The sequence below is a fragment of the Buttiauxella warmboldiae genome (assembly GCF_003818135.1).
Classification (GTDB): Bacteria; Pseudomonadota; Gammaproteobacteria; order Enterobacterales; family Enterobacteriaceae; genus Buttiauxella; species Buttiauxella warmboldiae.
This window is the reverse complement of the sequence record NZ_RPOH01000010.1, coordinates 1-19,098: the sequence shown is the minus strand read 5'-3', so window position 1 is coordinate 19,098 and position 19,098 is coordinate 1. Positions and strand designations below refer to the sequence as shown.

Sequence of the window (19,098 nt, the reverse complement as noted above, 5' to 3'; positions counted from 1 at the left end):
CGCGAACCTGACAAGGAGAAAAATAAATGACCATTCCTGTTTTGCGCCGTTCTCGTACTTTATTATTTGCGATTCAAATAGCTCTCGGCTGCGCGTTCGTCACTTTTACTCTGCCCGCTTCGGCAGCGGACGGGTTACAACCGCAGCCTCAGCCGCCGGACGTGCTGCTTGGGCCGCTGTTTACTGATGTCCAGACGGCAAAATTGTTCCCCGACCAGAAGACCTTTGCTGACGCGGTGCCGAAAAACGATCCGCTGATGATCCTTGCGGATTACCGCATGCAGCGCACTCAGTCCGGCTTCGACTTACGCCATTTTGTGAAGGTGAATTTCATCCTGCCCAAAGAGAGTGAAAAGTATGTGCCTCCTGAAGGACAAACGCTGCGCGAACATATTGACGGCCTGTGGCCGGTGCTCACACGCACCACGGACAGCGTAAGCAAATGGGATTCTTTGCTGCCGCTACCTAAGCCGTACGTTGTTCCGGGCGGGCGTTTCCGCGAGGTTTATTACTGGGATAGCTATTTCACCATGCTTGGGCTGGCGCAAAGCGGCCACTGGGAAAAAATACAGGATATGGTCGATAACTTCGCCCATGAAATCGATGCCTGGGGGCATATTCCCAACGGCAACCGCAGCTACTATCTGAGCCGCTCGCAGCCGCCGTTCTTTGCCTTTATGGTCAGGCTGCTTGCCAGCCACAATGGCGATGCAACTTACGCCACCTATTTACCACAGCTGAAAAAAGAGTACGCTTACTGGATGCAGGGTAGCGATACGCTGCAGCCGGGCGCTGGGAGCTTGCGCGTGGTGAAACTCAAAGATGGTTCCGTCCTGAACCGCTATTGGGACGAACGCGATACGCCGCGCACCGAATCATATCTTGACGATGTCACCACCGCGAAGAATAACCCGAATCGCCCGGCGACGGAGATCTACCGCGATCTACGCGCCGCCGCGGCGTCCGGCTGGGATTTCAGCTCGCGCTGGATGGATAACCCGGAACAGCTTGGTTCGATTCGTACCACCTCTATTGTGCCGGTGGATTTAAACGCGCTGTTATTCCAGCTGGAGAAAACGCTGGCCCACGCCAGCAACGTCGCAAAAGATAACGCTGCCGCCACGCAATACCAGCAGCTGGCGGATGCTCGTCAGAAAGCAATGGAAAGCCATTTGTGGAATGCAAAACAGGGCTGGTATGCCGATTACGATCTGAAGACTCACGCCGTGCGTTCGCAATTGACCGCGGCAGCCCTGTTCCCGCTGTATGTTAATGCCGCGGCAAAGGAGCGCGCGGATAAGATGGCAACCGTTACCCGTGCGCAGCTGCTGAAAGCCGGGGGGCTTGCCACAACGAACCTGAAAACGGGCCAGCAGTGGGATGCGCCTAACGGCTGGGCTCCGTTGCAATGGGTGGCAACCGAAGGTCTGCAAAATTACGGGCATAAAGATTTAGCAATGGAGGTCACCTGGCGCTTCCTGACCAACGTACAGCATACCTACGACCGCGAGCAGAAACTGGTTGAGAAGTATGACGTATCCAGCACCGGTACCGGCGGTGGCGGCGGTGAATATCCTCTGCAGGACGGCTTTGGCTGGACCAACGGCGTCACCCTGAAGATGCTCGACTTATTATGTGGCAAAGAGAAACCCTGCGACTCAACGCCGGATAAATTACCTTCGGCAACGCCAGGCCCGGTGACGGAATCCACAAAACCGGCCGCGGCAACGGCGCAATAATCCCCCCAGCCTTGCTCTCTCCCTTGCTTTATGAGGAGGGAGAGAGCCCTTTCCAGCCGTCCCCTTCATCAAAAACATTAATCTTTTCATGGCCTTTAATCCCAGATTAGTCAATTTTTTTAATTGAATAAGTAAACAATAACGATAATAATTCGTATTTCTATATGCAGTGGTATCACCTGAATGGATATCTGGTTTGCTGGCATAGATCGGCGCTTCGGGTGATGACAAAAGACCTTCTCGGGAAAATAACTCAATGAAACTGGCCTTTACCGTAAAGCGCTCCGCTTTACTCTGCGCGCTTGCTCTAACCGCGCCAACTTACGTGATGGCGGAAGATACCGTCGTCGTGACCGCCGCTCCGGCTGAAACCGCCACCAGCCCGACTCAGGGATACGCAACAACCATTAGCCGCGGCGCAACCAAAACCGATGAGCCGTTAATCACCACCGGCCAGTCTGTTTCCGTAGTGACGCGTCAACAAATTGATGACCAGGGTGCATTATCCGTTAACAGCGCCCTTAACTATACGCCAGGCGTATTCACCGGCTTTGCTGGCGGCGCAACCCGCTACGACACCGTGGCGCTGCGCGGTTTCCACGGCGGGGATGTGAATAACATCTTCCTTGATGGCCTGCGCCTGATGAGCGACGGCGGCAGCTACAACGTGGTGCAGGTTGACCCGTGGTTCCTCGAGCGTATTGACGTGATCAAAGGGCCGTCTTCGGCGCTTTACGGGCAAACGATTCCTGGCGGTCTGGTAATGGAAACCTCGAAACGCCCGCAGTTCATCGCGGAGGGCCACGTACGCGCAATCTACGGAAATCACAACACCAACGGCACGACGTTTGACTATACCAATGCGATTAACGACGAATGGGCGTATCGCATCATCGGTATGACCAAAAATACCGACACCCAATATGAAAAAACGCGCGAAGAACGCTATGCCATCTCGCCGTCCCTGCTGTGGCAGCCTGACGAAAACACCTCGCTGCTGCTGCGTGCGTATCTGGAAAAAGATCCCTCTGGCGGCTTCCACGGCTCCGTTCCGGCAGATGGCAGCCTCTATTCCAGCACCGGGCGAAAAATCAGCACCGGCTTCTCTGATGTCGAACCCGGTAACGATGAGTTCAAGCGCCACCAGCAGATCTACAGCTACGAGTTCGCACACCGCTTTAATGATGTCTGGGCCTTGCGTTCTAACGCCAGCTACACTCACTCCAACGTTAACCTGAAACAGGCTTACCAGATTGGCTGGGCCGACGCGGCACACGAGGAGCTCACTCGTTATTACAGCGGTGAAACATCATCCCTTGACGCATATGCCATTGATAACCAACTGGAAGCCGATTTCGCGACCGGCGCTCTTGAACACAAAGTCGTGCTGGGCGGTGAATTCCATAAGTTCACCAATCGCCTGTCGGATGACTCCGCTTACACCACCAATCTGAACCCATGGACCGGTGAATCCGGCGGCGCTGGCGGTTTTTACTATTACGATCCGCGCGATACCACCTACTCCACTATTAACCAGGGCTTGCTCACCAAAGCGGGCAAACGCCAGTATCAGCAGAGCGGGATCTACTTACAGGATGATATGAAGTGGGACCAGTGGCATATGACGCTGTCTGGCCGTTACGATCGCATTGTGACCAAAAGCCATATCGTAACCCAGACTATTGGCACGGAAGTGACTGACAACCGTACAGATGATCACTTCAGCGGGCGCGCATCGCTGCTCTACGCGTTCAATAACGGCATCTCTCCATACATCAGTTACAGCCAGGCTATTACTCCGCAGGTGCTGCCGGACGCCGAAGGCAAACTGCTGAAACCGACGACCTCAGAGCAGTATGAAGCCGGCGTGAAATATCAACCGGCCGGTACCGCGGATATGTACACCGTGGCGCTGTATGACCTGACGCAAAAAGATGTGGGTAACCGTGTGGTTCAGGGCAGCTACTATGAGCCTGCGGGTAAAGTTCACTCACAGGGCGTTGAGCTGGAAGCCCGCTCGCAGTGGAACCCACGCTTCTCGACTCTTGCCGGATATACTTATAACAAAGTGCGTTTCAGGGATGCCATTGATGGTAACAACGGCAACACGCCGTACGTCACACCGGAGCAAATGGCCAGCCTGTGGGGCATGTTTAAAGCCGACTTCGGTATCAGCCTGGGCGCGGGCGTGCGCTATATTGGCAAACAATGGGCAGATAACGAAAACACCCTGCGCGTTCCCTCTGTGACGCTGCTTGATGCAATGGTACGCGCCGATATGGGCGCATGGACGCCAGCTCTGAAAGGCGCTTTCGTGCAGGTTAACGCCACCAACCTGACTGGCCGTGATTATGTTGCAGGCTGCTACGGTACGGGTTACTGCTACTGGGGCGCAGAACGTTCCGTGGTGGCAACCGTGGGATATGATTTTTAAGCGGTAATCGGCCCCATTGCGGGGCCGTTTCTTTGGATAACCTTAAACGCCTGGCTGCCTTATCTCAGCAATGTGCCGACTCCCCTGCTGTTCCAGCGCAATTTTTGCCAGTGGCGTATCGGCTTCATAATGCCCGGCTTTATCCAGCGTCTTCTCATATTTATTGTATTTCCACCAGGCGTAGCCGAGGAAAATCACCAGGCCGCCAACGTTATAAAAGACGATGGTCATGATGCTTGCCCCTGTCGGGAAGGTCGAGGCAATAAAACCAACGGTGAAAATCATAATCAGCACGCTGACAATAGCGATCCCCTGCATCCGTGACCCCATGCGGAAATCGCGATTGACTTCATCATATTTCAGACGCAGGTTCAGATAAGCCAGCATGATAAACAGCGGCGGCAACATGGATGCCGCGGCCGTCATATTAATCAGCGTATTCATTAATTCCTGCACGCTGCCGGAGCCGACGGTTGGGATAAGCATTAAAGGAATGACGATCAGAAACTGAATCCAGGCGGCACGAGTCGGAACGCCATGCTGGTTCAGGCGCACGGTTTTTTCGCCAAAAATACCTTTCGGGATTTCAGTAAAGAAGATTTTCACCGGCGCTGCCGTCCACATCAGCAGCGAGCCAAACATCGCGGTAAAGGAAACAATCCCCACAAAGCGATTCATCAGCACCGCAGGCAGGCCAAAATGGTGCGCCAGCCCTTCAAACACCTGAACCGTCCCCCCGGTGTAGTGCAGGTCAGCTTTGTGGACAAAGACGTTAATCAATAACGATGAAACGGTATACAGGCCGCCGATAAACAGCCCCGAAAGAATGATGACTTTAACAAACGCCTTGCTGCCCCCCTTGACGTCGTTGACATACACCGCCACCGACTCCGCGCCCCCCGCAGCCTGAAAAATCCACGCGATAATCCCTAAGAATGCCCAGCTAAACTGCGGCGTAATCGCCTCTACGTTAATCGGGTCTGCCGGTTCCACCCCGCCAATGACCGCCGCCCCTGCCAGAATAATGTAGGAGAAAGTCAGCAATAGCATCAAAGTTGAAGTTACCGATGTCATGGGGCCCAAAAGTTTCGCACCATGGTTAGAAACCCAGGTCGAAAACGCAAACAGGCAAATACTGATGATTGCCGTGGTTAACGGCGTGAAAATATAGTCATAACCGAGAAATGCATAGGATGCGTAAGCAATGACCCTTGGCAGTAACGCGGTGAAGAAAAACAGGTTCACAAACCAGTAGGTGTAGGCGGTAATAAACGCCCAACGGCCTCCGAGCGCGCTTTTTACCCATGCGTAAACGCCGGCTTCTGAATTGCGGTTTAGCGAGACAAATTCCGCAATGATTAAACAGAATGGAATAAAGTAAATCAGCGTTGCTATCAGGAAAACCGGGGCCGAGGCGATGCCAAGCTGGATATTATTGTTAATCACGTTATTGAAGCTAAATACCGCCGCAAACGTCATGGCTAATAATCCAAACTTGCCTATGGTGTTTCTGTTGGTTGAAGCCATATGAACTCCATATTGTGTAGGGTTTTATTATTTTATTTATCGCACCCCGGCGATGTTCATCATTCAGGGTGCGGGAAGGTTATTTATTCAGGAAATAGGTTTCTTCTACCGTCACTTTTAAAATCACTTTTCTGACGTCTTTACTTTGTGAAAAGCGGTGCGCCTCATGGTTTTCACAGATGACAACGTTGCCTGCCTTGAGAGGGTAAACCACACCCTGCCCGCTAAAAAATTCACGGTCGCTCTCATCGCGATAGGCAATTTCGGGTGTTAATTTCTTTTTCTCAGCAATTTCAATAACTTCCTCACCGTGCAGATAATAATACACGTCGAAATAACGGCGGTTGCCTTCAAATAATTCCGGGTGGGATGTTTCGCCTTCAGCAAGACGATAAACCAGTGAATCCCCAATGGAATGAAAAACAGTGGGCTTAATATTGCCAAGGTTATTAATGGCTTCGATACAGCGTTGCCATTTTTTCCCCATCCGATAAATGTTCTGAAAATCTTCTAAGGTATTTAAAATAATCATGGCGCTTGCCTCATCAAGATTTTGCGCATGCGGTTTGCGGCTGGAGATCGTATTGCGCCAGCTCACTTTTCGCTATTTGCGGGTGACGAAAAGGCACCATCGTGAAACCATATTCAAATGCTTTGAGATACACCCGGAACGAGTCCAGGACTTCGGAACCCCAGGAGTTGGAGCCCAGGCCGAGGATTTGATGGTCAAGATTGAGCGTCAGGTAATCACAGGCTTCCAGTTCGTTGATGTGCTGCGCCTGTTGCAGCATTTCAGCGCTATAAGGCCAGAGGCTGAAGTTAATCGGCCTGGGTGGCTGAATGAAAATTCCGTTGCCCTTTTCATCCTCAACGCTCAGCCAGCGCACATCCTGGCGATTACCGTTGTCTTGCGGGAACGGATAATTTTCAAACAGGCTTTCCACCGGCTGGCGATAGTGGCCAATCAGGTTGCTCTGGCAACTATCGCTGTAGTTTTCGCCCGGTCCGCGCCCATAATATTCCACCTGCTTAAAACGTTTGCTGAGGCCAAAATCGAGACCGATTTTTGGAATAATCGCCTGATAGTTACCATAGGGTTGGCCGGACAAATTCAGCGTAACCTGGCCTGCTGGCGCGATCCGCCACTGATAAGTACAGCGCATACCGAAATCAAAGACCGGCGGCGCAATGGTGCTGTCGATTTCAATCACCACATCATCCCCCTGCGAGAAATGACGCATTGCGCGGAAGTTATGCTGCATCAGGTGAAGGTGATACGGCTGCCACAATCCTTCAAATTCCTGCTTGTGGTTATCAATTGTCGGTTTAAAGAAGGTCAGATGCGGTGCGCGTCCAACGATCTCCTCACCGTCGACCAGCCATGAAACCAGCTCACCGCTCAGGCGGCAGAAGGTGAGTGAAAAATCCTGCCCACGGATAATCTGCTGATGCTGTTGGGTTTCACTATGGAGTGCGGCGGCTTTTACAACCGGCAGCGGTTCGCGTTCTACGGCAGTCTGGCGCAATATCTGGAAATGGCCGAGCGTATGCATCGCTGCGCTGTAAGGTGTGGCGCTGCGCTTCACGATTTCAACGTTAATAAACACTTCACCCGCAGGCAGCTCAGGCGAAACCACGGTTAACGCTTCGGACTCACCCGGCAGCAGATGTGGCAGCGCCAGCGTTTGTGGTGCGAGGGTTTTGCCATCAACCTGATAAGCCACGCGGAATTCAATATCGCCCAGCGAGCTGTACCAGTAGCGATTTTCCACCAGTAAAACGTCAGCCTGCGCGGTCTCGCGGACGTTCACCGGACAAAGCACCTGTTTGTATTCACGCAAACCAGGGCCTGGCCGCTGATCGGGATAAATCAGGCCATCCATGCAGAAATTGTAATTGTTCGGGTAATCGCCATAATCGCCACCGTACTGGTAACGCTCGCGCCCTTGTTCGTCATACACCAGCAGGCCATGGTCGCACCACTCCCAGATGTAATGCCCCTGCAGAGATTTATGTTGGTTAAATACCGCCTGATATTGGGCCAGCCCACCCGGCCCGTTACCCATCGCATGCGCGTATTCGCAGATGATACGGGGCTTGGGATGAGGATATTCGCCAAAGGCGTTCATCATGGAAACGCGTGAATACATGGTGCTGATGATATCCACCACTTCGGCATCCCGGTCTTCTTCATAATGCACCAGACGCGTTGGGTCGAGCTGCCTGCAGCGCGCAGCCATGGCGCGAATATTACAGCCGTAGCCCGACTCGTTGCCTAACGACCAGATGATGACAGAAGGATGATTTTTCTGCGCCTGAACGTGGCGTTCAATACGCTCGACGTAAGCATGTTCCCACTCAGGATCGTCCGTGATGCGGCTGATATTACCGACGTTCGCAAAACCGTGGCTTTCAAGATCGGTTTCAGCCATCACAAACAGGCCGTACTGGTCACACAGGGCGTAAAAACGCGGGTCGTTTGGATAATGGGCGGTGCGAACGGCGTTGATGTTGTGCTGCTTCATCAGAATAATGTCGCGCTCAACTCGCGCCATATCCACGGCGCGACCTTTCTGATGATCGTGGTCGTGGCGGTTTACCCCGTGAAGTTTCAGGTAGCGGCCATTGACATAAAACAGACCATCGCGCACTTTGATATCGCGGAACCCCACTTGCTGCGGCACCACTTCGACGATCTCACCAGAATTATCGCGCAGCGTTAACAGCAGCAAATAGAGGTTCGGTTGCTCCGCGTTCCACTGCTTTGGTTGTTTTACCGGCATCACAAACTGGCAGGTTGAGGCATGCGGTATGGTCAGCGCAGGGTGGCTTTGTTCTGCTATGCACTGTTCGCCATCAAAAAGCTGCGCGTGAAGCTGATAATTCGCGACCGATGTTCCGGTATGATTGTGCAATTCGCAGGAGATCTGCAGCCCGGCATCGCCGTAGTTTTCATCAAATTCCGTTACCACGGTGAAGTCCTGCAGATGCACCTGCGGCTGGCCGATAAGATAAACGTCGCGGAAAATACCCGCCATCCACCACATGTCCTGGTCTTCAATATAGGTGGAGTCAGCCCATTGCATGACCCGCACGCTCAGTAAATTAATGCCTGCGTGAGCATAAGGGCTGAGATCAAACTCGGCGCTAAGACGGCTGCCTTTGCTGAACCCGACATAGTGGCCATTCAGATAAACTTCAAAATAGGTTTCTACACCGTCGAATTTGATGATGATTTGGCGTTGCAACCAATCGGCTGGCAGCGTGAACTCGCGCTGATATGCCCCGGTAGGGTTATTGGTCGGCACGTGCGGAACATCAATGGGGAACGGATACCCTTCATCGGTGTACTGTAGTTTACCATGGCCTTCCAGCTGCCACATTCCCGGTACGGTGATTCCCCCCCAGCCGTTCATTAACTCACGGTAAAATTCGGCGGGGACTTTTTCAGGATTGTCGAAGTAATGAAATGTCCAGGTCCCGCTTAACAGCATAAAACCCTGACTTGCGCAGCGGTTAAGTTCTCTGGCCTGTTCAACGCTTTGATAGCTATGGAACCAGGCGCGAGCGGGCAGCCGGTTCTCAGATTGTTTTTGTATATTTTCCCAGTTCTTCACGCTTACATCCTCAGTACGGGTGTCCGGGAAAACAATAGTAAATATTTACTAAAATATAAAATTAAAGTTTACTAAATGGCGGTGCGATCACAATAAATCGCCGCCCGGTGTTCACCAGCGAGCGGGCGATTTACTGTTAATTGTTGATTTTATTAAGAGGTGATAGTGGTATCGCGCAGCTGCAGCGAACTTGGGACAAATACCGTCAGCGGGATGGTGCGCTCATCGCGGATCCTTTCCATCAGCAGGTTAACCCCCTGCGCACCGATGGTTTCAGAATGAATACGCACGGTAGACAGCGCCGGGTAAACGAAGCGCGCGGTGGGAATATCATTGACGCTTATCAGCGCCATTTGCTCCGGCACTTTAACGCCGTGTTCATGTAACGCACGCAGCACACCAATGGCGATAGAGTCGGTCGCCACAAATAGAGCTGGCGGGTACTCCGCTGAATGAGATAGCATTTTTATCGCGCACTGATAACCCGCCTGGCTGCTAAAATCACCGTAGTAAACATCTTCTGCCCGCACCACTTTCTTGCGGCGGCCATACTCTACAAATGCCTGTTCACGCTGGTCGGCATAATCAAGGTCATCGCGCCCGCCAATAAAACCGATGCGCTGATAGCCACGGGAAATAAAGTAGTCGATCACTTTCTGGCTGATTTTGGCTAAATCTACGCTGACACAGTCAAAGCGCGGGTCGCTGGTAACGCCGTCGAGATAGACCAGTGGAAGCTCCTGCTGTTCAAGCAGAGCCTGAGTCGTCGGCTGAGGTTTACCAATAATCAGTAAACCATCGGCGGCCACCAGCGCACGCTCACCTTTGAAGTCATAGCAGGAAACCAGCTTGATACCCAATTTTTCACATTGTGTTTCAATCCCATAACGCATCGCCAGGTAATAAGGATCGTTAATTTCCAACTCTTGCCCGTGGGTGTAAAGAGCGGCAAAGGTCAAACGCTGGCTGGCGTGGCGCTTCGCGCTGGGGACTTTATATTCCAGCCGTTCTGCAGCTTCGAGGATTTTCTGACGAGTTTGGCTTTTCACGCTCAGAGTGGGATCGTCATTAAGCACGCGTGAAACCGTAGCGACAGACACCTGAGCCGCTTGCGCGATCTCCTTCAAAGTAGCCATAACATCCTAATAATCATGAGATGAAAACGATAGATTAATGGCATCACGAGTCGCTGTATACCCCTGCGTTTAACCGGCATAGCCACAGTCTGGAGTTGTGACTCACTTATCGCTTTAGCGCCTGAAGTGTATTTTTTAGTAAAAAATTATCTAAGATGATTTTTTGCGCGCTGCCAGCATAACTTCACGGGCAAGCGATATGACCGTTCGCATTCTTTTAATCGCTAAGGAGGGAATATGAAAGTATTACTGCGACTTGCCCCGATTGCCGCTTTGCTGGTTGTTGCCGGCGTTAAAACGGCCCCGCAATGGGGCCGTTTGAACGCAATAGCTTTCCTCAGCTTTCCTCTATTATTCGCCGTTCGATTACCTGCGCACCATGCGGTAAATAACCAACACGATAATCGCACCGGCCACCGCGACCAGGAAACTTGGCAGGTTAAAGCCCGTAACGCTGCCGCCGATATGAAGAAAGGTGGCAATCCATCCCCCCACAACCGCACCGATGATCCCTAAAATACAGGTCACAATAAAACCGCCGCCGTCTTTACCAGGCATAATCAATTTTGCGATGACACCAGCAATCAAACCGAAAATAATCCAGGCCAGAATACCCATATTCAACGTCCTCTTCGTTATTGTGTGTGTGATAACAAAACAGAATCCCCCCTGATTTGGCGGCGGGTTCTGTCTGTCAGCACGCTAAGTATAATCAAAGGTTAGAAAAACGTGACTGACCTCACTAACTAAGGCGGCGAATATTCAGTTCAGCGCTGCGATATTCGGCCCGTGCAAAAACGGGCCGGGTTACATGATTACATAGCGTTTAATGCTTTAGACACTTTATACAAGTAGCGCGGTGCCTGCGGCGCCGGGTGTTTTTTCGCAATATATTCGTAAAACTCATCCGGGCTCAGGTCATTGATTTCCGCAATGGCTTTTTTCCGATCGGATGAAAAGGTTCTGAGCAGCGCTCCGGCACCGTTAGCATAGGAGGCCAGTAGCGCATACTGCATGGTCTGGGGATCTTCAATTCCGGCCAGAATGCCCCGTTCCAGGATGCTTAAATAGGCAGTGCCAATCGAGATATTCCGCGCCGGGTCTTTCAGCTCGCTCGTCGAAGGTTCCCCACCCCATCCCAGATGGCGATAGACATCTTTGCCCGCCGTTGAGGCTTTAATTTGCATCAGCCCCACCGCATTCGATTTACTGACAACCGTTGGGTTGCCGCCTGACTCTACCGCAATAATCGCGGTAATCACTCGCGGACTCACCCCCCACTCTTTTGCTGCCTTATCGGTTATTGGCATCCATGTTAAGGCGCGTTGCACCGGTGCAGTCGGGTCCCACTCGGGTTGTTTGGTGGTGCGGCTGGAACAGCCAGCCAAAATCAGAACCAGTACCATCAGCCATCTTATCTTCACACGTATTATCCTTAACTCAGATTCATCGCCGTCAGGCGGGTGACAACCACCATTTCTAACGGCATGATAACCAATTCACTTTCAGCAAGGAAATGCCATGTCCACGATTCGTTTGATTGCCCCTTCTGGTTTCTGTGTTAATCAGGCCGCCGCCGCGCGCGGTATCGAGCGCCTGGAAGCATTAGGCCACCGGGTAGAGAACCAGTCGGTCGTGCCACGGCGCTTTCAACGCTTTGCCGGAACGGACGCACAAAGGCTGGCCGATATTCAGGATTTATCCGCACTCGCTGATGAGTGCGATATCGTGCTGGCAGTGCGTGGCGGCTATGGCGCCTCGCGTTTGCTGGAAAATATTGACTATGCCAGCCTGGGGCGGGCGTTTCGCGCACGCCCTCCGATTATCTGCGGGCACAGCGATTTCACCGCCATTCAGCTTGCGCTGCTTTCCCAGACCGGCACCATCACCTTCAGTGGCCCGATGCTTGCCGGGAACTTTGGCGCGCAAGAGTTTAACGACTTTACCTGGCAGCATTTCTGGCAGGCGATAAGCGAACCACGCTTTACTCTGAACTGGCAGAGCCCTACGCCTGCCTGTTCGGCAACCGGAACGCTCTGGGGAGGCAATCTCGCCATGCTGGTGTCGCTGATCGGTTCACCATGGCTCAACGTGATTGATGGCGGTATTTTAGTGGTGGAAGATATTAATGAGCATCCGTTTCGCGTCGAGCGACTGTTATTGCAGCTGCATCACGCCGGAATTTTAGCGCGCCAGAAAGCGCTGATTCTGGGCAGCTTCAACGGGGCAACGTTAAGCGACTACGACGGTGATTATGACTTCAATGAAATGTGTCGCATGCTACAGCAACGGTTATCGATTCCGGTGCTGCGCGGTTTACCGTTTGGCCATCAGCCCGAGACCGTCACCCTGCCGTTAGGGGCTTTCGGTGAACTGCATCATAACGGGCAAACCGCCAGCCTGACCGTCAGTGGTCATCCGGTCATCCGGCAAAAAAAAGCGGCCCAGCCCCTCAGATAGCACGATGAATCAATGCGTTCCGTGTTAAAATTTTCCGCACGAATAGATACAGGCGCAAAGGAGAACGATAATTTTGGACGCAGGGGCGATAGTCAGTCTGTTTATTTTAGGTTCCGTACTGGTAACTTGTAGCATCTTATTGAGTTCTTTTTCCTCGCGTCTTGGTATCCCCATTCTGGTTATCTTCCTCGCCATCGGCATGTTGGCAGGGGTTGACGGCATCGGCGGCATTCCGTTTGATAATTATCCTTTCGCTTATTTAATCAGTAACCTGGCGCTGGCGGTCATTCTGCTGGACGGCGGAATGCGCACCCAGGCGAGCTCTTTTCGCGTCGCGCTGGGCCCGGCACTTTCTCTGGCCACCGTCGGCGTGCTTATCACCTCGGGTTTGACCGGCATGGCCGCGGCCTGGCTGTTTAACCTCAACTTAATCGAAGGGTTGCTGATTGGTGCCATCGTCGGCTCCACCGATGCGGCAGCCGTTTTCTCCTTACTGGGCGGTAAAGGGCTGAACGAGCGTGTCGGCTCAACGCTTGAGATAGAATCCGGCAGCAACGATCCCATGGCGGTGTTTCTCACCATCACGCTCATTGAGATGATTCAGCAGGGGCAAAGCGGCCTGAGCTGGATGTTCCTGGTGGATATCATCCAGCAGTTTGGTCTGGGGATCGTGCTTGGCCTTGGCGGCGGTTATCTGCTGCTGCAAATGATCAACCGCATCACGCTGCCGCAGGGTTTGTATCCGCTGCTGGCATTAAGCGGTGGGATTATGGTCTTTGGCATTACCACCGCCTTAAACGGCAGCGGGATCCTCGCGGTCTATCTGTGCGGGTTCCTGCTCGGCAACCGCCCTATTCGCAGCCGCTTCGGCATTCTGCAAAACTTTGATGGCCTGGCATGGTTTGCACAAATAGGCATGTTCCTGGTGCTGGGGCTGTTGGTCAACCCCACCGACCTGCTGCCGATCGCCATTCCGGCGCTGCTGTTATCCATCTGGATGATTTTCTTTGCGCGTCCTCTTTCGGTGTTCCTCGGCCTGCTGCCGTTCCGCAGCTTTAATCTGCGCGAGCGCGTGTTTATCAGCTGGGTCGGGCTACGTGGCGCGGTGCCGATTATTCTTGCGGTATTCCCGATGATGGCGGGGCTTGAAAACGCGCGCCTGTTCTTTAATGTGGCCTTCTTCGTGGTGCTGGTGTCGCTGCTATTACAAGGCACGTCGCTCAGTTGGGCGGCTAAAAAAGCCAAAGTAGTGGTGCCGCCCGTCGGCTGGCCGGTTTCCCGCGTCGGCCTGGATATCCACCCGGAAAATCCGTGGGAGCAGTTTGTTTATCAGCTTAGCGAAGATAAATGGTGTATTGGTGCCGCGTTGCGCGACCTGAAGATGCCGAAAGATACCCGTATTGCCGCGCTGTTCCGTGACAATACGCTGCTTCACCCGAATGACCGCACCCACCTGCAAGTCGGCGATGTGCTGTGTGTGATTGGCCGCGAGCGTGATTTACCCGCGCTGGGTAAAATGTTTAGCCAGACGCCGCCAGTCGCGCTCGACCAGCGCTTCTTTGGTGACTTTATTCTCGAAGCCAGTGCGCAGCTTGGAGATGTTGCCACCATTTACGGTCTGGAACTCGATGACAGCGTCAGCACCCAGCAAACGCTGGGCGAATTTGTGGTCGGCATGTTAGGCGGTGCGCCGGTGGTCGGCGACCAGGTAGAATTTGCCGGCATGATCTGGACGGTAGCCGAGAAAGAAGATAATCAGGTGCGCAAAATTGGCGTACGCGTAGAAAGCGAAGAAACGGAGTCATAATCGGGTTGGGCGGGCGTAACGTCGTTACTCCCGCCCTGTCGCTGAATGAATGTCTGTTGCGTTATAACTTCAGGATGTTGTCACTACAGGCACGCGCGGTGCCAGTGCGCACAGTAATTCATATCCTACCGTTCCCGCAGACTGCGCCACATCATCAACTTTTACCTCATTGCCCCACAATTCGACCGGACTGCCGATTCCCGTATGGGGGCATGGCGTGAGATCGACAGCCAGCATATCCATAGAGATCGCGCCAACGGTATGGGTTAACACACCGTCAACGCGCACCGGCGTACCTGTCGGCGCAATACGCGGGTAACCATCGGCATAACCGCAGGCGACGATCCCAATGCGATGCTCGGCATTTGCCCGATAGCGGCTGCCATAACCCACCACATCACCCGACTTCAGATTCTGTACGCCAATAATTTCGCTTTGCAGCGTCATCACCGGCTGCAGGCCGCTGGTGGCAATATCGCACCACTGCCCGCCAGGGGAAGCGCCGTACAGCATAATTCCCGGGCGCACCCAGTCAAAATGCGCTTCGGGGTGCCATAAGGTGGCGGCCGAGTTAGCGAGCGAGCGTGGGCAGCCCAGTCCTTCCGCCGCCTGTTCCACACGTTTCATCGGTTCTACAATACCTTCACTGCGTTCTGCATCAGCAAAGTGCGCCATCAGCGTGAGCTGGCCGACGTTGGCGATCCCCTTCAGTTGCTGCCAGATGGTATGTATACGATCGGGGCTAAAGCCCAGGCGGTTCATGCCGCTGTTCATTTTCAGGTAGACATCCAGCGGCGCCTTGAGTCTGGCATTGGCCAGCGCTTTTACCTGCCAGTTGCTGTGCAGGCTGGTCGTCAGGCGGTACTGGTCAAAAAGCGCTAGCTCATCGGCGTGGAAGAAACCTTCCAGCATCAGAATCGGCCCCTTCCAGCCGCGTTCACGCAGCAGGATCGCCTGCTCAATATTGAGCAGTGCAAAACCGTCGGTCTCACTCAGTGACGACCAGATGCGCTCCAGCCCGTGCCCGTAAGCATTAGCTTTAACTACCGACCAGACGCGTGAATTAGGGGCTGCCTTGCGGACAATGTTTAAATTGTTACGCAGCGCGCTGAGATTCAGCGTCGCAACCACAGGACGGGACATTGTCCTCTCCTTATTTAAAATGAGTCATGAGCGTTATGCAGACGCTGTGAACCTGCCGGCCTGAAACCTGGGGAGTAGCGCGCAACCGCAAGGTCATCAAAAGGAATGGCAGGCGTTGTTCCGGAGATTAGATCGCTGAGCATCTGGCCTGAACCACAGGCCATCGTCCAGCCGAGCGTACCGTGTCCGGTATTCAGCCATAGATTTTTAAACGGGGTACGCCCCACAATGGGCGTGCCGTCTGGCGTCATTGGACGTAGGCCGGTCCAGAACGTCGCTTGCTCAACGTGCCCGCCACGCGGATAAAGGTCACGCACTACCATTTCCAGAGTTTCACGGCGCGGCTGCAGTAATTCGGTGTTAAAGCCAACAATTTCCGCCATTCCACCGACGCGAATACGCCGGTCAAAGCGCGTAATAGCGATTTTGTATGTCTCATCGAGTACCGTCGAGACCGGCGCGCCCTGCTCGTCGGCAATCGGGATAGTCAGGGAATAACCTTTCAGCGGATAGACGGGAATATCAACGATATTTTTCAGCAGCCCGGTGGAGTATGAGCCAAAAGCGACTACGTAAGCATCGGCCTTTACCACCTCTTTGCCACACAGCACGCCATAAATACTCTGCCCCTCATACAGCAAACGGTCGACCGGCGTATTGAAACGAAACTCAACGCCCGCCTGCGCGGCCAGCTGCGCCAGGTTTTGGGTAAACAGCTGACAGTCGCCGGTTTCATCATTGGGCAAACGCAAACCGCCCGTCAGCTTATGGGCCACGTCCGCCAGAGCCGGTTCAACTTCAGCTAAACGGCTGGCTTCCAGCAGTTGATAAGGCACCCCGGCCTCTTCAAGCACCGCGATATCTTTTGCGGCGTTCTCATACTGCTGCGCGGTGCGGAACAGTTGCAGCGTGCCGCCCTGGCGCCCTTCGTACTGAATACGGGTTGCGTGGCGCAGCTCTTTAAGACAGTCGCGGCTGTATTCCGCAAGGCGCACCATACGGCCTTTGTTTTCCATGTAGTGGCGCATATCGCAGTTACGCAACATTTGCAGCATCCACTTTAGCTGAAACTGCGTGCCATCAAGGCTGATTGCCAGCGGCGCATGGCGCTGGAACATCCATTTCATCGCTTTCAGCGGTACGCCAGGGGCGGCCCAGGGGGCGGCATAACCCGGCGAGATTTGCCCGGCATTCGCCGCGCTGGTTTCCTGAGCGGGGCCCGGCTCCCGATCAAGCACCGTGACATCATGCCCAGCCTGGCGCAAATACCAGGCGCTGCTGACACCCACCACGCCACTTCCCAGCACCACAACTCGCATATCCATTCCACCCTTTAGCTAAAAGAATAATCTTCTGGTTACAAATTGATAACCCAGATGAAAATGTTATTCAACATATGACTTTATTATAGTGACTCTTCTCACATCCCAGCCTGATACAGCCGCACAAGGATAATTGGGATCTCCTGCGAACCAAGATATTATCCACAACATAATATGCTGCTAAAGATGAATAAATTGGGTGACTGGAGTGACTAAATAGGGTGGAAAAATTCTGCTGACGGCAACTAAGTTTCAGGGAGTTGTCTATTCTTGAAAGTAAGGCTTTCCATTCAGAGAGAGCCGCCAACAATGAGGGCGCGCTGATGGCTATTGTTACCGATTCCGCCACAAAGGATCCCCAACGTCTGAGTGATGGACCAGACTGGACGTTCGAGCTGCTTGAGGTCTATCTCGCCGAGATAGATCGCGTGGCTAAACTCTATCGGCTGGAGACCTATCCTCATCAGATTGAAGTGATTACCTCCGAACAGATGATGGACGCCTATTCAAGCATCGGGATGCCGATTAACTACCCGCACTGGTCATTTGGTAAGAAATTCATTGAAACGGAGCGTCTGTACAAACATGGGCAACAGGGGCTGGCCTACGAGATAGTGATCAACTCCAACCCGTGTATCGCCTATCTGATGGAAGAAAATACCATTACCATGCAGGCGCTGGTGATTGCCCATGCCTGTTATGGGCATAACTCCTTCTTCCGGAATAACTATCTGTTCCGTAGCTGGACCGATGCCAGCTCAATTATCGACTATCTGATCTTTGCCCGTAAATACATTACCGAGTGCGAGGAGCGTTACGGGGTGGACGAAGTGGAGCGTCTGCTTGATTCCTGCCACGCGCTGATGAACTACGGGGTTGACCGCTATAAACGTCCGCAAAAAATCTCCTTACAGGAGGAGACGGCGCGGCAGAAAAGCCGTGAGGAGTATCTGCAAAGCCAGGTGAACACGCTATGGCGCACCCTGCCGCGCCGCGAAGAGGAAAAAACGGTTGCCGAAGCGCGTCGTTATCCTTCTGAACCACAAGAGAATCTGCTCTATTTTATGGAGAAGAATGCGCCATTGCTGGAGCCATGGCAGCGTGAGATTTTGCGCATTGTGCGTAAGGTCAGCCAGTATTTTTACCCGCAAAAACAGACCCAGGTGATGAATGAGGGGTGGGCAACGTTCTGGCACTACACTATCCTTAACCACCTGTACGATGAAGGGAAAGTGACCGACCGCTTTATGCTGGAGTTCTTACACAGCCACACCAATGTGGTATTCCAGCCGCCGTATAACAGCCCGTGGTACAGCGGTATTAATCCCTATGCCCTGGGTTTTGCCATGTTCCAGGACATCAAGCGTATCTGCCAGTCGCCCACCGAAGAAGATCGCTACTGGTTCCCGGATATCGCCGGTAAAGACTGGCTGGAGACGCTGCATTTTGCGATGCGTGACTTCAAAGATGAGAGTTTTATTAGCCAGTTTCTGTCACCAAAACTGATGCGCGACTTCCGCCTGTTTACGGTGCTGGATGACGATCGCAATAACTATCTGGAAATTGCCGCGATCCACAACGAAGAGGGATACCGCAAAATTCGTGCGGAGCTTTCTGCGCAGTATAACCTGAGCAATCTTGAACCGAATATTCAGGTCTGGAATGTCGATTTACGCGGTGACCGTTCGCTGACGCTGCGTTATATCCCGCATAACCGCGCCCCGCTGGATAAAGGGCGTCGTGAAGTCCTGAAGCATGTGCACCGTTTGTGGGGCTTTGACGTCACCCTTGAGCAGCAAAACGAAGATGGTAGCATCGAGCTGCTTGAACGTTGCCCGCCAGGACTCAATAGCCTGTAGCTATAAAAAACGCTTCTTTCGGGAAGCGTTGAGGTTGCTGACAAAGAAGGAAAA

At 53.1% G+C, this 19,098-nt stretch carries 13 protein-coding genes; 5 read left to right on the top strand and 8 right to left on the bottom strand.

What is annotated here, in order from left to right; translation table 11 throughout:
- The first annotated feature begins 26 nt into the window (after nucleotides 1-26).
- Both EHN07_RS03060 and EHN07_RS03055 read left to right on the top strand, forming a co-directional pair.
- The gene (locus EHN07_RS03060) at nucleotides 27-1,739 is read left to right on the top strand and encodes an alpha,alpha-trehalase (protein ID WP_124022733.1); all 1,713 of its coding nucleotides are present in this window, start codon (nucleotides 27-29) and stop codon (nucleotides 1,737-1,739) included.
- A 256-nt stretch (nucleotides 1,740-1,995) separates the two neighbouring features.
- Entirely contained in the window at nucleotides 1,996-4,173 is a 2,178-nt protein-coding gene (locus EHN07_RS03055) for a TonB-dependent siderophore receptor (protein ID WP_124022732.1), read from the top strand.
- A 42-nt stretch (nucleotides 4,174-4,215) separates the two neighbouring features.
- On the opposite strand, the gene EHN07_RS03050 is transcribed toward EHN07_RS03055, so the two are convergent.
- From EHN07_RS03050 to emtA, 6 genes are all read right to left on the bottom strand, one after another.
- Nucleotides 4,216-5,700 (bottom strand): amino acid permease, encoded by a 1,485-nt coding sequence (locus EHN07_RS03050; RefSeq protein ID WP_124022731.1) that lies wholly within the window; start codon nucleotides 5,698-5,700, stop codon nucleotides 4,216-4,218.
- 79 nt (nucleotides 5,701-5,779) lie between these two features.
- On the bottom strand, nucleotides 5,780-6,232 hold the full coding sequence (locus EHN07_RS03045; protein ID WP_124022884.1) for a beta-galactosidase subunit beta: 453 nt from the start codon (nucleotides 6,230-6,232) through the stop codon (nucleotides 5,780-5,782).
- Between the two features lie 13 nt (nucleotides 6,233-6,245).
- Nucleotides 6,246-9,317 (bottom strand): beta-galactosidase subunit alpha, encoded by a 3,072-nt coding sequence (gene ebgA / locus EHN07_RS03040; protein WP_124022730.1) that lies wholly within the window; start codon nucleotides 9,315-9,317, stop codon nucleotides 6,246-6,248.
- Between the two features lie 152 nt (nucleotides 9,318-9,469).
- Complete coding sequence (gene ebgR, locus EHN07_RS03035; RefSeq protein WP_124022729.1) at nucleotides 9,470-10,453, bottom strand: transcriptional regulator EbgR; 984 nt, start codon at nucleotides 10,451-10,453, stop codon at nucleotides 9,470-9,472.
- 366 nt (nucleotides 10,454-10,819) lie between these two features.
- Nucleotides 10,820-11,071: a GlsB/YeaQ/YmgE family stress response membrane protein gene (locus tag EHN07_RS03030; RefSeq protein WP_034455252.1), complete on the bottom strand. Its 252-nt coding sequence runs from the start codon at nucleotides 11,069-11,071 to the stop codon at nucleotides 10,820-10,822.
- A 197-nt stretch (nucleotides 11,072-11,268) separates the two neighbouring features.
- Nucleotides 11,269-11,877 carry a membrane-bound lytic murein transglycosylase EmtA gene (emtA, locus tag EHN07_RS03025; RefSeq protein WP_124022728.1) on the bottom strand — a complete coding sequence of 203 codons (609 nt, stop codon included), beginning with the start codon at nucleotides 11,875-11,877 and terminating at the stop codon, nucleotides 11,269-11,271.
- A 97-nt stretch (nucleotides 11,878-11,974) separates the two neighbouring features.
- Here emtA and ldcA point away from each other — a divergent pair, with 97 nt between their 5' ends.
- Together ldcA and EHN07_RS03015 are read left to right on the top strand one after the other, a co-directional pair.
- A complete protein-coding gene (gene ldcA / locus EHN07_RS03020; protein WP_124022727.1) occupies nucleotides 11,975-12,913 on the top strand; it encodes a muramoyltetrapeptide carboxypeptidase in 939 nt (312 codons plus the stop codon).
- Nucleotides 12,914-12,986: 73 nt separating this feature from the next.
- Complete coding sequence (locus EHN07_RS03015; RefSeq protein ID WP_124022726.1) at nucleotides 12,987-14,720, top strand: potassium/proton antiporter; 1,734 nt, start codon at nucleotides 12,987-12,989, stop codon at nucleotides 14,718-14,720.
- Between the two features lie 69 nt (nucleotides 14,721-14,789).
- On the opposite strand, the gene dadX is transcribed toward EHN07_RS03015, so the two are convergent.
- Together dadX and EHN07_RS03005 are read right to left on the bottom strand one after the other, a co-directional pair.
- On the bottom strand, nucleotides 14,790-15,863 hold the full coding sequence (dadX, locus tag EHN07_RS03010; RefSeq protein ID WP_124022725.1) for a catabolic alanine racemase DadX: 1,074 nt from the start codon (nucleotides 15,861-15,863) through the stop codon (nucleotides 14,790-14,792).
- Nucleotides 15,864-15,877: 14 nt separating this feature from the next.
- Nucleotides 15,878-17,182: a D-amino acid dehydrogenase gene (locus tag EHN07_RS03005; protein ID WP_124022883.1), complete on the bottom strand. Its 1,305-nt coding sequence runs from the start codon at nucleotides 17,180-17,182 to the stop codon at nucleotides 15,878-15,880.
- Between the two features lie 326 nt (nucleotides 17,183-17,508).
- On the opposite strand from EHN07_RS03005, the gene EHN07_RS03000 reads away from it, so the two are divergent.
- On the top strand, nucleotides 17,509-19,044 hold the full coding sequence (locus EHN07_RS03000; protein WP_124022724.1) for a SpoVR family protein: 1,536 nt from the start codon (nucleotides 17,509-17,511) through the stop codon (nucleotides 19,042-19,044).
- The last annotated feature ends 54 nt before the right edge of the window (nucleotides 19,045-19,098 follow it).